The sequence below is a fragment of the Peribacillus sp. NPDC097675 genome (assembly GCF_050277655.1).
GTDB lineage: Bacteria > Bacillota > Bacilli > Bacillales > DSM-1321 > Peribacillus.
The window spans coordinates 324,665-339,412 of the sequence record NZ_JBNNSK010000001.1; the positions used below are offsets into that span (position 1 = coordinate 324,665).

Consider the following 14,748-nt stretch of genomic DNA (forward strand, 5'->3'; position numbering starts at 1 on the left):
AAGTAAAAGAACAAATCGGGAGTTGGTAGATTATGAAGTGGTCTGAATTTGCAATCCATACAACAAATGAAGCGGTAGAACCTGTTTCAAATATCCTTCATGAGGCAGGTGCAAGCGGAGTTGTCATTGAGGATCCTCTTGAATTAGTCAAAGAACGTGAAAATGTCTTTGGCGAAATCTACCACCTGAACCCAGATGATTATCCGGACGAAGGTGTATTGATCAAGGCATATTTGCCTGTTAACAGTTTTCTAGGCGAAACCGTTGATGCTATTAAAGAATCAATCAATAATCTTCTGCATTTTGAAATTGATCTCGGTAAGAATGTTGTTTCAATTAGTGAAGTGAATGAGGAAGAATGGGCAACGGCTTGGAAAAAATATTATAATCCCGTCAAAATTTCTGAACGGTTCACCATTGTTCCCACTTGGGAAGAATATATGCCAGTTAGCAGTGACGAATTGATCATCGAATTAGATCCAGGCATGGCATTCGGGACGGGAACACACCCAACGACCGTTATGTGTATCCAGGCACTTGAACGTACCGTCGTGCCAGGAGACCTTGTGGTTGATGTAGGAACAGGTTCTGGAGTCTTGAGCATTGCAGCGGCTTTGTTGGATGCAAAAAGAGTTCAGGCACTTGACTTGGATGAAGTGGCTGTTCAGTCTGCCATTCAAAATGTTGAGCTGAACCACGTCCAGGAAAAGGTTTCGGTATCACAAGGGAACTTATTAGACGGAGTGGATGAACAAGCGGATGTCGTTGTGGCCAATATTTTGGCCGAAGTGATCATGCGCTTTACGGACGATGTTGCGAAAATTGTGAAACCAGGTGGGCATTTCATTGCCTCGGGAATCATTCAACCTAAAAAACAAGATGTAAAGGCTGCAATCATAGAATCTGGATTCACCATTGAGGAAACTATCCAGATGGAAGATTGGATAGCATTCATTGCTAAAAGAAACGATTAAATGAAGAGTTACTCTGATTATTTATAAGATAATCAGAGTACCTTTTTTTACAGGTGAACCTTGTAAGGCAGAGAGCAACCAGGAGAAATTCTTTGATTCTGGGTATGAGTTTTTTAGATTAGATGGAGTAGGTGACACTGTGCAGCGATATTTTCTAAATGAAAAAGCTTTTCAGGATCAAACCGTGATGATTACGGGTGATGATTTTCACCATATTGCAAGAGTCATGAGAATGGAACCAGGAGAGCGTATCCTGACTGTAAAAGGTAATGGTTTAATTGCGGTTACGGAAATCTCTGAAATTACGAATGATACAGTTATAGGAAACATTTTAGAATGGAAGAATGAAGAAAAAGAACTGCCCATCCAGGTGACGATAGCGAGCGGTCTGCCTAAAGGGGATAAGCTGGAGTATATCGTTCAAAAAGGGACGGAGTTAGGTGCTCTTAAGTTTATCCCTTTTATTGCGGCTCGTTCGGTGGTAAAATGGGACCACAAAAAGGTCGGCAAGAAGCTAGAAAGACTCCAAAAGATTTCTAAGGAAGCGGCTGAGCAGTCTCACCGTACAGTCGTTCCGATTGTGACGGAACCAATGACTGTCGATCAACTGATAGGTGTTGCTTCCGAATACGATCATACATTAATTGCTTTTGAAGAAGAGGCAAAGCGCGGTGAAACTTCCGTGCTTGCAGCGGTGTTGAAAGACATCACTGCAGGACAATCCATCCTTTTCGTTTTTGGTCCTGAAGGGGGCATATCAGAAAAGGAAATTGAGAAATTAACATCTTCCGGTTTTGTTGCATGCGGACTTGGACCTAGAATATTAAGAACTGAAACAGCACCTTTATATGCACTTTCCGCTGTTTCTTATCATGTAGAACTTTTGAGGTGATGAAAAATGGCAACGGTCGCTTTCCATACATTAGGCTGTAAAGTAAACCATTATGAAACAGAAGCTATTTGGCAATTATTTAAAACAGAAGGATATGACCGTGTTGAATTTGAAAACACATCAGATGTGTATGTCATCAATACGTGTACGGTAACGAATACGGGCGATAAGAAAAGTCGCCAGGTCATCCGTCGTGCTATCCGTAAGAATCCCAATGCCGTCATAGCGGTAACAGGTTGTTATGCACAGACGTCACCTGCTGAAATCATGGCAATCCCGGGCGTCGATATCGTGGTGGGCACTCAAGATCGGGGAAAACTACTGGCATACATTGAACAATTCAAGGTGGAACGTGAGCCGATCAATGCAGTCGGGAATATTATGAAAAACCGTATCTACGAAGAGTTGGATGTACCGGCCTTTACCGACCGAACTCGAGCCTCTTTAAAGATCCAGGAAGGCTGTAACAATTTCTGTACTTTCTGTATCATTCCGTGGGCACGTGGTTTAATGCGGTCTCGTGATCCCAAGGAAGTCATCCATCAAGCCGAGCAGCTTGTCGAAGCAGGTTATAAAGAACTCGTATTGACTGGTATCCATACCGGCGGTTACGGGGACGATTTGAAGGACTATAATTTGGCCATGCTATTACGTGATTTGGAAAAGGTCGAAGGACTTAAACGAATCCGTATATCTTCCATTGAAGCCAGTCAAATCACAGATGAGATCATTGAAGTGCTTACAAAGTCAAAAAAAGTCGTAAGACATTTGCATATTCCGATTCAATCTGGGTCTGATACGGTGCTAAAAAGGATGAGACGTAAATATACGATGGATTTCTTCGGAGATCGAATCGAAAAGTTAAAAGTGGCACTTCCTGGCCTAGCAGTTACATCTGATGTAATCGTAGGCTTCCCTGGAGAAACCGAAGAGGAATTCATGGAGACATATGATTTCATTAAAAAATATAAATTCTCCGAACTGCATGTCTTCCCATATTCAAAACGTACAGGTACTCCAGCCGCTCGTATGGATGATCAAGTGGATGAAGATGTGAAAAATGAACGTGTACATCGCCTTATTGCTTTATCTGACCAGCTAGCGAAAGAGTATGCATCCCAGTTCGAAGGAGAAGTCCTGGAAGTAATTCCTGAAACTCCATTGGAAAATGGCCTTTATGAGGGTTACTCTGATAATTATATGAAGGTGATCTTCCCGGCTACTGAAGAAATGGTCGGTGAAATCGTCAAAGTCAAGATAACAAAATCCGGATATCCACACAGTGAAGGACAATTTGTTACTATTCTGAAAGATATCCAACTACAGCAAGCAGCTAACCTTTAAGACAGCGTTTTTCGCTGTCTTTTTTTGTGTTATAGAGTTTTAAATGAACTTAAGGGTATAGTTTATATATATCGTCATTTTAAAATTAATATGGTATTATGAGAGGTACGGACAACTTTTTACTTTATTATTAAGGAGGATTATCAAATGAAAAATGTAGCAGGATTAATCGATCATACTTTATTAAAAGCGGACGCAACGAAAGAACAAATAAAGGTTTTATGTGAAGAAGCAAGAGAGTACAATTTCGCATCTGTATGCGTTAACCCGACGTGGGTGAAGTATGCAAGTGAGTTATTGAAAGGTTCAGAGGTGAAGGTTTGTACAGTAATAGGTTTCCCATTAGGTGCCTCTACTCCTGAAACGAAAGCTTTTGAAACTAAAGATGCCATCAGCAACGGAGCTCATGAAGTCGATATGGTCATCAACATTGGTGCATTAAAGGACAAGGATGATGAACTGGTTGAACGGGACATTCGTGCTGTTGTCGCTGCCGCAACTGGTAAGGCCCTATCAAAAGTCATTATCGAAACATCATTATTGTCAGAAGAAGAAAAAGTTCGTGCTTGTGAAATAGCTGTCAAAGCGGGAACCGATTTCGTAAAAACATCAACAGGCTTTTCAACGGGTGGAGCTACGGTGGAAGATGTAGCTCTTATGAGAAAAACGGTTGGACCGGACATCGGTGTTAAAGCTTCAGGCGGAGTTCGTAACACAAGTGATGCTGAGAAAATCGTAGAAGCGGGTGCATCTAGAATTGGCGCGAGTGCCGGTGTATCTATCGTAAAAGGTTTAACGGCTGATTCAGATTATTAATTTTCATTGCCGCATTCTTAGGAATGCGGTTATTTTTTTTGAGCACGATGAAAAAATAAAATGAAGTTGGAAAATTGGCGGGCGAAAGGTAAAACGATCAAAGAAGTGGTAATATTGAAAATTACACTTGCATGTGCAAGTTGTGTAGCTTTATTCTCAGTGAAAAAGGCAGCCGTTTGCTCTAGAAGGTCCACAAGAGGAAGGAAGGCGGCCACGCCTATCACATTCAGCCATATATGTGCATATGCTGTAAATGCAGCTTGTCTACCGGAACCGATACTCGCCATGTAGCCTGTGATACATGTGCCGATATTGGAACCGAGCATCATTATGATGGCGGAAGAGACGGTTAACTCACCACTCATTAAAAAACTCATCGCGATTCCGATGGTCGCGGAGCTTGAGTGAATCATTGCCGTTAGCAGGATACCGGCCAATAAAGCAAAAAATAAATGGTCTTCTATACCACTGATGACATGCTGGACAGCGGGAAAAGCCGCTATAGGCTTGGACAGCATTTTAAAGCCGCTCATCGCTGCGAAAATAGCGGATATGCCAATGAGTGACATCCCTGCGCTCTTCCATACGATCTTTGGCATAAAGCAAAGAATCGCACCGCTTATGACCCCTGGAATGATCCAACGGTCCAATGAAATGGTCATGAACTCAGCCGTAAAGGTGGATCCTATATTCGTACCTAGAATAATGCCGATTGTTTGTGGAAATGACAAACTTCCAGCAGAAACGAGTCCTACTGTCATGACCATGACTGCAGAGCTACTCTGGAGAATCCCTGTAAAAATTGTGCCGGCAAAAAAACCTTTCCATGGTTTATCGGTCACCTTAGAGAGAAAGGTTTTTAATTTAGCGCCTGACAGATTGAATAAGCCAATACGCAAAACGGCCATACCCACTAAAAATAAAGTGATGAATAATAGGAATAAGAATAGTTCATACATGATTGTCACCTCCTGAAAAGTTTATGGTCCCTAAGAGGCAGACATGCTATAAAAAGGTATGAAATTATCATTTGAAACAATTATGGTAATACCATAATAAAATTTGAAATAAGTTTCGTTTTATTGGTTGACCTGTCAAGGATGATATATTATAATTATTTAGTACATGTATAACATGTTGACAACTTGAGTTAGTGTGTTGTTTTCGGAGGGAGGGAAAGAGATGTCTAAAACCGTCGTTCGTAAAAACGAATCGCTTGAAGATGCTCTTCGTCGTTTCAAACGTACTGTATCTAAAGCAGGATCGCTTCAGGAAGCTAGGAAGCGTGAATTTTATGAAAAGCCAAGCGTAAAACGTAAGAAAAAGTCTGAAGCTGCTAGAAAACGTAAATTCTAAGAGAGGGTGGAAAGATGAGTCTTCTCGAGCGTTTAAATAATGATATGAAACAAGCGATGAAGAACAAGGAAAAGGACAAACTATCTGTTATTCGTATGTTGAAAGCTTCGCTTCAAAACGAAGCTCTAAAACAGAGACAAGATTTAACAGATGATGAAGAATTGACAGTGCTCTCTCGCGAATTAAAACAACGCAAAGACTCCCTCCAGGAGTTTGAAAACGCAGGTCGTTCCGATCTCGTGGATAAAGTCCGCACCGAATTGGGATACGTAGAGGCGTACATGCCTGAGCAACTATCAGAAGAAGAGGTTTCGGAAATCGTTATATCAACGATTGAAGAAGTCGATGCAACATCCAAAGCAGATATGGGGAGAGTTATGGGAGCTTTAATGCCTAAAGTTAAAGGCAAAGCAGATGGTTCTCTAGTAAACAAATTAGTACAACAACATCTATCATAAACTCGAAACCTAACCGCAGGCATTAGCCTGTGGTTTTTGTGTGTTTAAAGGAGTACGACACTCTTTTTATGCGTATAGTAATGGGTAAAGAGAAGACTGCTAACAAATTAATTAATTAAATAATTTTTATTGAAACCTTTTTCATATACATACGTATTAACTAAGTAAGTGACTATATTAAGCTAGATCTGATGAATGAGAATGAGGTTGCCCTTTAAGTTAATGGGGGCTGCCGAGCTTGCGCTTCATACGGGAAAGGAGGCGTTCCGTTGAAAATATGTCGTGATTTATCTGTTCTCTTATTCGGATTACTGCTTACCGTTTTTTTCATGGCGCCGGGTGCTTCTGCAAAGGAGAAAATTGTTTACCAGGTCCCAATTGAAGAAACCGTGGAAAAGGGATTGGCGGCTTTTTTAGAGAGAGCCTTGTCAATTGCGGAAGAAAACGATGCATCCCTTGTGATCTTTGAGGTGAATACCCCAGGTGGGGCCGTTGACGCTGCAGGGAAGATAGCCAAGTTACTATCTGATTCACCTGTAAAAACAGTGGCTTACGTCAATAACCGGGCTTTATCTGCGGGTGCCTATATTGCGCTAAGTGCCGATGAGATTTATATGGTTCCCAGTGCAACCATGGGGTCGGCAGCAGTCATTGATTCATCGGGAAATGCAGCAGGAAAGAAAGCGGAGTCTTATTGGTTGGCTGCCATGAAAACGGCTGCCGAACAAAACGGACGTGATCCCATTTATGCACAAGCCATGGCTGATGAGGATATCGATCTTCCGAAATACGGAGCCGAAACAGGTAAGCTACTGACATTCACTGCTGATCAGGCCAATAGGGCTGATTATAGTGAAGGGACTGTCTCGGGGCAAACTGAGTTGTATAGTATACTTGGGGTTGAGGACGCTGACATTCGTTCGATAGAGGAAAGTTTTCCGGAGAAATTAGCCCGATTTCTGACTAACCCTCTTGTGATTCCTATCTTGTTAACGATAGCAGGCATCGGAATCGTGGTGGAGCTATTTACACCTGGTTTTGGTATAGCGGGCTTTATCGGGCTCACGAGTCTCGTGTTGTTCTTTTATGGTCATTGGGTCGCGGGCATTACCGGCTATGAATCGTTAGCGTTATTCATCGTAGGAGTTATCCTGGTTATCATGGAATTGTTTCTCCCAGGGGGCATTATTGGCGTATTTGGCTTAACCGCTATTATAGGCAGTTTATTCCTCGCTTCAGAAAATCCGATTCATATGACGATTTCCTTGTTAATTGCGATTACCGCATCCATTTTGGTTTCTATCCTACTTGTAAAGGTGCTTGGTAAACAAATGAAATTTTTTAAAAAAATGATCCTAACCGACGCAACAAACACTGAGCAGGGATATGTTAGTTCTCCAAATCGATTGGATTTATTAGGTGCTGAAGGAAAGGCTATAACAGACTTAAGGCCATCTGGAACCGCCATAATAAATGATGAACGAATTGACGTTGTGACCGAAGGAAGTTTTATTTCCAAAGGGACGTTTGTCAAAGTTATAAAAGCTGAAGGGTCGAGGATTGTCGTTCGGCAAATTGAGGAAATAAATTATTAAGAATAAGGAAGGGTGAATGTTTAGGTGATAACTTCAAGTACTATAATTATCGTCTTGGTTGTAATTGCAGCCATCATCGTTTTATCTGTGTTTTTCACATTCGTGCCAGTTATGTTATGGATATCGGCTTTAGCGGCTGGAGTCAAAATCAGTATTTTTACATTAGTAGGGATGAGGCTTCGTCGAGTTATACCAAGTAGGGTCGTTAATCCGCTTATCAAAGCTCACAAAGCGGGAATCAATGTTTCGACGAATCAATTGGAAAGTCATTATCTTGCAGGAGGTAACGTTGACCGTGTCGTCAACGCACTGATTGCTGCAGAACGTGCCAATATCCCATTGCCATTTGAAAGAGGGGCAGCCATTGATCTTGCAGGGCGTGATGTGCTGGAAGCGGTTCAAATGAGTGTTAACCCTAAAGTAATCGAAACGCCATTCATCTCAGGTGTAGCGATGAATGGGATTGAAGTGCAAGCAAAGGCAAGGATTACCGTTCGCGCCAATATCGAACGATTGGTCGGTGGTGCAGGTGAAGAAACGATTATTGCGCGTATAGGTGAAGGGGTTGTATCGACAATCGGTACTTCTCAAAAGCATACGGATGTACTTGAAAACCCGGACTTAATCTCCAGGACCGTTTTATCTAAAGGTCTGGATTCAGGAACGGCCTTTGAAATTCTATCGATTGATATTGCTGATGTGGACATCGGGAAGAATATCGGAGCAATCTTGCAGACGGACCAGGCAGAAGCGGATAAGAAAATCGCCCAGGCAAAAGCGGAAGAACGTCGTGCCATGGCTGTAGCCTTGGAACAGGAAATGGTGGCCCGTGTTCAGGAAATGAGAGCGAAGGTTGTTGAATCAGAAGCAGAAGTACCACTTGCTATGGCAGATGCATTGAAAAGCGGAAATATCGGGGTAATGGATTATATGAATATCCAAAACATTACAGCGGACACAGATATGCGTGATTCCATCAGTAAGTTATCAGATAACCCAAAGGACAAAGATAATAATTAATTCCCAGAAGGGAGGTCTTTAAATGGGAGATCTCATTCAATTCTTTCTCAATAATCCATACCTTCTTATTATCTTGATTGGTGTCGCGACATCTATGTTAGGTAGAAAGAAGAAACAGTCGCAACAAAACAATCCTAACACTCCGCCGAAAAAGAGGTGGCAGGATGTCATGCAGGAGCTTCAAGGCGAGGTTCCACAAAAGGAACAACGGAAAACACCTATGTCGGCATCCGGTAATATAGATGAAAAGCATGTCGTTCAAACAGCTGAGATTGTCGATGAAACAAAAGCTCAAGCTGAAAAAAGAATTGCGGAACTACGCAGGCTGCAGCAGAAATATGAACAAGAGCGTGTTGAACAAAAGGAAAAAGCAGATCAAATTACCTCAAACCTATCTGATAATGGCAGTCCTGTTTATCATAAAGGTCCCTCCTTTAATAAAAAACAGTTGATTGACGGAATTATTATGTCTGAGGTGCTCGGACCTCCAAGGGCAAAGCGCAGTTTGCAAAGGTCAAGGAGATAATTCGGGCGACCGGTGTATCCGTTGATTTAATACACATGTAAAAATAGAATTTGCACCTTCATATTTTTGTGCTAGAACCCCCTTTCATTTCATACATTGAGATGAAAGGGGGTTCTTTTTTATGGCTCGTAATTGGGGAAAAAAAATGAAACAGCTTATGACCAAGACGATGGACCTTCCGCAAGATGTCATGATGGACCTGCCGCGAATTACAATGATCGGACAATTACATATATATATTGAAAATCATCGTGGCTTATTAGCTTTTACTGACAGCGAAGTGAGATTGATGCTGAAGAATGGGCAGCTGTTAATAAAGGGAAATGGCTTTGTCATCAAGACCATTTTGCCGGAGGAAATCATGTTGGAGGGCAAAATTGACAAGGTTTATTTTATCAATGAATGAACCCGGGAGGTATCCATGAAAAACCAATGGACAAACTATTATACAGGCTATGTAAAGGTGAAGGCGTACGGAAAAGGAACAGAAAGACTGATTAATATGTTGACTAGGAGAGGGCTTCATATCTGGGATGTGAAGCGCGTCGGCAGTGAATCCCTGATTTTTCACATGGATTTCAGGGAAATATCAAAGCTACGTCAGGTCTTGCGTAAAAGCGATTGCAAAGTGAAGTTCCTTCAAGGAAAGGGCATCCCGTTTCTCATGAAGCGGGTAATGAAGAATAGCGGATTCTTAGTAGGTTTAATTGCCTTCCTTATTTGCATTTTTGTTCTTTCCAATATGGTTTGGGGTATAGAAGTAAAGGACGCCAAACCGGAAACCGAGCATGCCATCCGTAAAGAGTTGGACAAGATGGGTGTGAAAATCGGGAAAATGCAATTCCTGGTAGACGATGTGGATACGATTCAGCGAAATCTCTCTGACCGGATTGGTGCCTTAACGTGGGTGGGAGTCGAGCTTAAGGGTACGACATACCATTTCCGAGTCGTTGAAAAACGTCAACCAAAGGAAGTGGAGAAAACCTCTCCGCAAAACTTGGTAGCTTCAAAAAAGGCAATCATTACCGAGATGTTCGTAGAAAAGGGACAACCTAAAGTGAAGGTAAATGATTATGTCACCAAAGGGCAACTTCTTGTTTCGGGACAAATTGGTAAAGAAGATAAGCCACAAATTGTTTCGGCACAAGGGAAAATAAGGGGACAAACATGGTACCAGGCCAAAGTGGAGGTCCCCTTAAAAACAAATTTCTCAGTTTACAATGGTAACGAAACAAGTAAGCATTATTTAAAAGTGAGCGACTTATCTCTACCCATATGGGGATTTAAAGACCCAGGATACAAAAAGCAGGTAAAAGAAACAACAGACAGGCCGTTTCACTTTTTGCAATGGGAACTGCCTCTGTCCTATAAAGTCGTGACATTAAGGAGTAAGGATGATATTGTCCGGAGTTATACGAAGGATGAAGCCATAACTGAAGGAAAGAAAATGGCACGAGCGGATTTACGAAAGCACCTTGATGAAGATGACGAGATTGTAGGGGAAAAAATTTTGCACGAAACCATGGAGAGTGGTAAAGTAAAATTATCTATACATTACCAAGTTATTGAAGATATTGCTGTAGGACAACCAATCATTCAAGGAGACTAGCGAATGGCAGATGACGTAAAGGTTATTAAGTTGGAAATTGAATCACCTAATGAAGCGGTCGCGTTATTAGGCAATGGGGATTCTAATGTAAAAGTGCTCGAAGATGAGCTAGGCATATCGGTTATTACTCGCGGAGAAGGAATCAGTGTTGCCGGTGAATTAGAGCGGGTGACAATGGGACAGGAAATTCTGAAGGCCCTGTTATCGGTCATTAGGAAAGGGATTACGATAAGTTCTAGGGATGTCCTTTATGCTATAGAATTGGCTCGCAAGGGGACGTTGGAGTATTTCGGAGAATTATATGAAGAAGAAATTGCGAAGACGGCTAAAGGGAAATCCATTAAAGTTAAGACAATTGGTCAAAGATACTATATACAGGCAATCAAGAAGCTCGATTTAGTATTTGGAATCGGCCCTGCTGGGACAGGGAAAACTTATCTTGCTGTAGTGATGGCGATCAATGCTTTGAAGAATGGTCAGGTTAAACGGATTATCTTGACCAGGCCTGCCGTGGAGGCTGGTGAAAGCTTGGGTTTCTTGCCGGGAGACTTAAAGGAAAAGGTAGATCCGTACTTACGCCCGTTATATGACGCCCTCCATGACCTTCTAGGGATGGAACAGACTCAAAGGATGATTGAACGCGGTACGATAGAAATCGCTCCCTTGGCCTATATGAGGGGACGTACGCTTGAGGATGCCTTTGTGATTTTGGATGAGGCCCAGAATACGACCGAGGCCCAAATGAAGATGTTCTTAACGAGGCTTGGATTTGGTTCGAAAATGGTCATTACGGGAGACCGGACACAAATTGACCTTCCTAAAGGGATGAAGTCAGGTTTGGTCCGTGTTGAGGAAATCCTGAAAAATGTCAAAGGTCTCTCCTTTGTTTATTTTGAACAAAGTGATGTGGTAAGGCACCCGCTTGTTGCCAAAATCATTACTGCCTATGAACAAGCAAAGGAATAAGTGAAATCCGCCATTGATTGGCGGATTTTTTCATGGTGATTCATAGTCCTTATTCAATTAAAAGGTGAATTTACGGTAATGATGGGTGTTTCGTCATAACAATGGTGAAAAATAAGAAGAAAACTGTTATGATTTTACATATCTAAGATATTAACATCATTTTTAGGAGGACCTTCTTTGAATCGTATCCAAAAATTTTTCACTAAAATAAAAGGGCTGTTGGTCCATCGTTTTTTTCAAGTGCTTTTGTTCATCATACTCGGTTTGTTTGCATATGTGTTAATGCTGTCCAATGTAAAGCCTGAAAAAGTCCAAGTGGAACTTTTTAAGCCTGCAGAACAGACCATTCGATCCACCAAGACTATAGAAGATACATATAAAACTGCAAAAGAAAAAGAAGAAATATCTAAACAGGTGGCAGATGTTTATACCTTAAAAAAAGAATATGCAAAAAATAAGGTCGATCTGATTTCTTCCATATTTGATTCAGCGATTGAGGTAAAAAAAGAAACGGATCCTAATAAGGGCAGTAAAAAAGATATCAAAAAGACAGATGGTCAAAAGGTATCCATATTGAAAGAAAAATTGACAGAGGAGGTCAATAAAAACATCGAAGAATCTGTTTTCCTTGCATTGGTCCAAGCAGATGAAGATGAGTTGGAAATTGCAAGGGATTCAACGATCACGGCCGTAAATAACGTGATGAGTGATCGAATTTCAGCGAGTGATGTCGAAAATGCCAAGAAAAAAGTGGTCGATGAACTGAGTTATATGAGCATAAATAGTGATATGAAAAAGGTCTCTACATCACTTGCCCGCTCAGCCATCATTCAGAATGTTTTTTTTGATAAAGACAAAACAGAGGAACAACGTCGAAAAGCAGTAGAGAGCGTAGAGCCTATAAGGATCCTACAGGGCCAGATAATCGTAGAAGAAAATCAGTTGGTGGACCGAGATGTGTACAGGCAGCTTGAATTGGCTGGTTTTTTAAGTACCGAGTCAACGATCTACCCATATGTAGGCCTCCTACTATATATCCTTTTAACGTTTACAGCTTTTTATTACTTCTTTTACTATTCCATAACGAAAAGGGATAATAAGTACAATCAATTATTGATTTTCAGCTTAGTTTTCATTTTTTCCATGGCAACCATGAAAACAGTCAGCATTTTCGCTGAACTTAAAGATACGAATTTGGAGTACATTTTCCCGGCGGCCATGGCGGCCATGCTTATCAAGATATTATTAAATGATAAATTAGCTGTAGGGATGACAATTTTATTAGGTTCTTATGGTACGATAATATTTAATGGCGATACGCCAGGAAATCTCGACTTCTCGATGGGGTTATATATCATTTTTAGCGGACTGATGGCAATCATTATATTATCGCGCTCAAATTTCAAATCTAAAGTGCTGATAGCTGGTTTAATGATGTCATTCATTAATATCGCTTTTGTATATTCGCTTATTTTTATTATGGATGGACATTATACAAAAATAGAATATTTATACCATGCAGCTGCGGCTATTGGGTCTGGGCTTGGTTCAGCTGTATTGACGATGGGACTGCTTCCGTTTTTTGAGTCTGGATTTGGGATTTTATCTTCAATAAAGTTAATTGAACTTTCCAATCCAAATCATCCTCTCTTGCGAAAAATTTTGATTGAAGCACCTGGAACGTACCACCATAGTGTAATGGTAGCCAATTTAGCGGAATCGGCATGTGAAGCCATTGGCTCAAATGGTTTGCTTGCAAGGGTCGGTTCGTATTATCACGATATAGGAAAGACAAAACGGCCACATTTTTTCATTGAGAATCAGCTGAATGAAGAAAATCCGCATGATAAGCTACAGCCTGAAACAAGCAAGGACATTATCACTGCACATGCCATCGATGGTGGAGAGATGCTTCGCAGTCATAAGTTCCCAAAAGAAATTGTAGATATTGCGGAACAACATCATGGAACCACTTTATTGAAGTTTTTCTACCACAAGGCCTGCAAGGAAGATGAAGCGACGTGTGAAGCCGATTACCGGTATCCCGGCCCAATGGCTAAGATGAAGGAAGTGGCCGTCATTGGTATCGCTGATAGTGTAGAGGCTGCAGTCAGGTCTATGAAGCACCCTACGCCCGAGAAGATTGAAGAACTGGTAAGTTTCATTATCAGTGACCGGATTCAAGACGGTCAATTTGATGAATGTGACATTACTATGAGAGAATTAAGCATCGTAAAGCATTCGCTTTGTGAATCGCTGAATGGTATTTTCCACTCAAGGATCGAGTATCCTGACATGGATAAATTAGGACAGAAGGTGAAAAAATGATTTTAACAATGGATTTAATTGATGAAACGAATGAAGTAACGGAAAAGGGCCAGCAGCTTGTTGAAAGCATTTTGCAATTTGCGGCGAAAAAGGAAACCATCGAAGAAGGGACGGAACTCTCCGTCACTTTTGTAGACAACAAACGGATTCAGGAGATTAACAAAGAATATCGTAATAAGGATTCGGCTACAGATGTCATTTCTTTTGCTCTGGAAGAAATGGGCGAGGAAGAAGTCGAGATTATTGGGGCAGAAATGCCTCGCATGCTTGGAGATATTATCATTTCGATTGAACGGACAAAAGAGCAGGCCGAGGAATATGGTCATTCTTTTGATCGTGAACTTGGCTTTTTAGCCCTACATGGTTTTCTTCATTTATTGGGCTATGACCATATGACCGAGGAAGATGAAAAAGTGATGTTTTCTAGACAAAAGGAGATATTGGGGGAATATGGGCTCTCGAGAGAAGGGTAAACCAAAATATCCACTCGTCAAAAGCTTTTCATTTGCTTGCCAGGGGATTTTGGAAGCGGTGCGGACCGAACGGAACATACAAATCCATTTCGTGGTGATGCTAGTTGTTGTGTTCTTTGGCTGGTATTATTCATTGGACGGAATGGAATGGTTGTTTATTTTGGCGGCAATTGCTGGTACGATTGCATTAGAATTAGTGAATTCGGCCATTGAACGGGTTGTAGATTTAGTGACAGACCAAATCCATCCTCTTGCCAAGCAGGCAAAAGATATTGCAGCCGGGGCTGTATTCATATATGCTATATTTTCTATAATAGTTGGATTGATTATTTTTTTACCGAAATTGGGTATTATGTAAGTTCTTTTTATTCATCCGAAATGTATCCAATAT

16 protein-coding genes are annotated in these 14,748 nt (G+C 41.2%); 15 read left to right on the plus strand and 1 reads right to left on the minus strand.

The annotated features are described in order from the left end of the window. The first annotated feature begins 32 nt into the window (after window positions 1-32). The 4 genes from prmA (at window position 33) to deoC (ending at window position 4,026) form a co-directional block, all read left to right on the plus strand. The gene (gene prmA, locus ACQKL5_RS01560; protein ID WP_427606250.1) at window positions 33-974 is read left to right on the plus strand and encodes a 50S ribosomal protein L11 methyltransferase; all 942 of its coding nucleotides are present in this window, start codon (window positions 33-35) and stop codon (window positions 972-974) included. A gap of 139 nt (window positions 975-1,113) precedes the next feature. Further along, window positions 1,114-1,866: a 16S rRNA (uracil(1498)-N(3))-methyltransferase gene (locus ACQKL5_RS01565; protein ID WP_427606252.1), complete on the plus strand. Its 753-nt coding sequence runs from the start codon at window positions 1,114-1,116 to the stop codon at window positions 1,864-1,866. Between the two features lie 6 nt (window positions 1,867-1,872). Further along, on the plus strand, window positions 1,873-3,210 hold the full coding sequence (gene mtaB, locus ACQKL5_RS01570; RefSeq protein ID WP_427606254.1) for a tRNA (N(6)-L-threonylcarbamoyladenosine(37)-C(2))-methylthiotransferase MtaB: 1,338 nt from the start codon (window positions 1,873-1,875) through the stop codon (window positions 3,208-3,210). A gap of 147 nt (window positions 3,211-3,357) precedes the next feature. Next, a complete protein-coding gene (gene deoC / locus ACQKL5_RS01575) occupies window positions 3,358-4,026 on the plus strand; it encodes a deoxyribose-phosphate aldolase (RefSeq protein ID WP_402965998.1) in 669 nt (222 codons plus the stop codon). Window positions 4,027-4,055: 29 nt separating this feature from the next. Here the strand turns inward: deoC and ACQKL5_RS01580 are convergent, their stop codons facing one another. After that, window positions 4,056-4,985 carry a Na/Pi symporter gene (locus tag ACQKL5_RS01580; RefSeq protein WP_427606256.1) on the minus strand — a complete coding sequence of 310 codons (930 nt, stop codon included), beginning with the start codon at window positions 4,983-4,985 and terminating at the stop codon, window positions 4,056-4,058. 223 nt (window positions 4,986-5,208) lie between these two features. Between ACQKL5_RS01580 and rpsU the strand changes: the two genes are divergently transcribed. The 11 genes from rpsU to ACQKL5_RS01635 all read left to right on the plus strand — a co-directional run bounded on the left by rpsU (window position 5,209) and on the right by ACQKL5_RS01635 (window position 14,715). Further along, window positions 5,209-5,382 carry a 30S ribosomal protein S21 gene (gene rpsU / locus ACQKL5_RS01585; RefSeq protein ID WP_028391853.1) on the plus strand — a complete coding sequence of 58 codons (174 nt, stop codon included), beginning with the start codon at window positions 5,209-5,211 and terminating at the stop codon, window positions 5,380-5,382. Between the two features lie 14 nt (window positions 5,383-5,396). Then, window positions 5,397-5,840, plus strand: coding sequence for a GatB/YqeY domain-containing protein (locus ACQKL5_RS01590; protein WP_427606258.1), 444 nt, complete (start codon window positions 5,397-5,399; stop codon window positions 5,838-5,840). Between the two features lie 269 nt (window positions 5,841-6,109). Further along, window positions 6,110-7,435: an NfeD family protein gene (locus tag ACQKL5_RS01595; protein WP_427606259.1), complete on the plus strand. Its 1,326-nt coding sequence runs from the start codon at window positions 6,110-6,112 to the stop codon at window positions 7,433-7,435. 27 nt (window positions 7,436-7,462) lie between these two features. Then, window positions 7,463-8,455, plus strand: a complete 993-nt coding sequence (gene floA, locus ACQKL5_RS01600; RefSeq protein ID WP_427606596.1) for a flotillin-like protein FloA — start codon at window positions 7,463-7,465, stop codon at window positions 8,453-8,455. A 22-nt stretch (window positions 8,456-8,477) separates the two neighbouring features. Further along, window positions 8,478-8,981 carry a hypothetical protein gene (locus ACQKL5_RS01605; RefSeq protein WP_427606261.1) on the plus strand — a complete coding sequence of 168 codons (504 nt, stop codon included), beginning with the start codon at window positions 8,478-8,480 and terminating at the stop codon, window positions 8,979-8,981. Between the two features lie 121 nt (window positions 8,982-9,102). Further along, a complete protein-coding gene (gene yqfC, locus ACQKL5_RS01610) occupies window positions 9,103-9,387 on the plus strand; it encodes a sporulation protein YqfC (protein ID WP_427606263.1) in 285 nt (94 codons plus the stop codon). Between the two features lie 15 nt (window positions 9,388-9,402). Beyond that, on the plus strand, window positions 9,403-10,590 hold the full coding sequence (gene yqfD, locus ACQKL5_RS01615; RefSeq protein ID WP_427606265.1) for a sporulation protein YqfD: 1,188 nt from the start codon (window positions 9,403-9,405) through the stop codon (window positions 10,588-10,590). 3 nt (window positions 10,591-10,593) lie between these two features. Next, window positions 10,594-11,556, plus strand: a complete 963-nt coding sequence (locus tag ACQKL5_RS01620; protein WP_427606267.1) for a PhoH family protein — start codon at window positions 10,594-10,596, stop codon at window positions 11,554-11,556. Window positions 11,557-11,733: 177 nt separating this feature from the next. After that, window positions 11,734-13,884, plus strand: coding sequence for an HD family phosphohydrolase (locus ACQKL5_RS01625; protein ID WP_427606269.1), 2,151 nt, complete (start codon window positions 11,734-11,736; stop codon window positions 13,882-13,884). Then, window positions 13,881-14,357: an rRNA maturation RNase YbeY gene (gene ybeY, locus ACQKL5_RS01630; protein WP_427606271.1), complete on the plus strand. Its 477-nt coding sequence runs from the start codon at window positions 13,881-13,883 to the stop codon at window positions 14,355-14,357. The genes ACQKL5_RS01625 and ybeY overlap by 4 nt, the downstream gene beginning before the upstream one ends. Further along, the gene (locus ACQKL5_RS01635; protein ID WP_427606273.1) at window positions 14,335-14,715 is read left to right on the plus strand and encodes a diacylglycerol kinase family protein; all 381 of its coding nucleotides are present in this window, start codon (window positions 14,335-14,337) and stop codon (window positions 14,713-14,715) included. Before ybeY ends, ACQKL5_RS01635 begins: the two co-directional genes overlap by 23 nt. Window positions 14,716-14,748 lie beyond the last annotated feature (33 nt).

Coding starts and splice junctions, on each gene's coding strand:
- prmA (WP_427606250.1), top strand. CDS start 33: ATGAAGTGGTCTGAATTTGCAATCCATACAACAAATGAAGCGGTAGAA.
- mtaB (WP_427606254.1), top strand. CDS start 1,873: ATGGCAACGGTCGCTTTCCATACATTAGGCTGTAAAGTAAACCATTAT.
- deoC (WP_402965998.1), top strand. CDS start 3,358: ATGAAAAATGTAGCAGGATTAATCGATCATACTTTATTAAAAGCGGAC.
- ACQKL5_RS01580 (WP_427606256.1), bottom strand. CDS start 4,985: ATGTATGAACTATTCTTATTCCTATTATTCATCACTTTATTTTTAGTG.
- rpsU (WP_028391853.1), top strand. CDS start 5,209: ATGTCTAAAACCGTCGTTCGTAAAAACGAATCGCTTGAAGATGCTCTT.
- ACQKL5_RS01590 (WP_427606258.1), top strand. CDS start 5,397: ATGAGTCTTCTCGAGCGTTTAAATAATGATATGAAACAAGCGATGAAG.
- ACQKL5_RS01605 (WP_427606261.1), top strand. CDS start 8,478: ATGGGAGATCTCATTCAATTCTTTCTCAATAATCCATACCTTCTTATT.
- yqfC (WP_427606263.1), top strand. CDS start 9,103: ATGGCTCGTAATTGGGGAAAAAAAATGAAACAGCTTATGACCAAGACG.
- yqfD (WP_427606265.1), top strand. CDS start 9,403: ATGAAAAACCAATGGACAAACTATTATACAGGCTATGTAAAGGTGAAG.
- ACQKL5_RS01620 (WP_427606267.1), top strand. CDS start 10,594: ATGGCAGATGACGTAAAGGTTATTAAGTTGGAAATTGAATCACCTAAT.
- ybeY (WP_427606271.1), top strand. CDS start 13,881: ATGATTTTAACAATGGATTTAATTGATGAAACGAATGAAGTAACGGAA.
- ACQKL5_RS01635 (WP_427606273.1), top strand. CDS start 14,335: ATGGGCTCTCGAGAGAAGGGTAAACCAAAATATCCACTCGTCAAAAGC.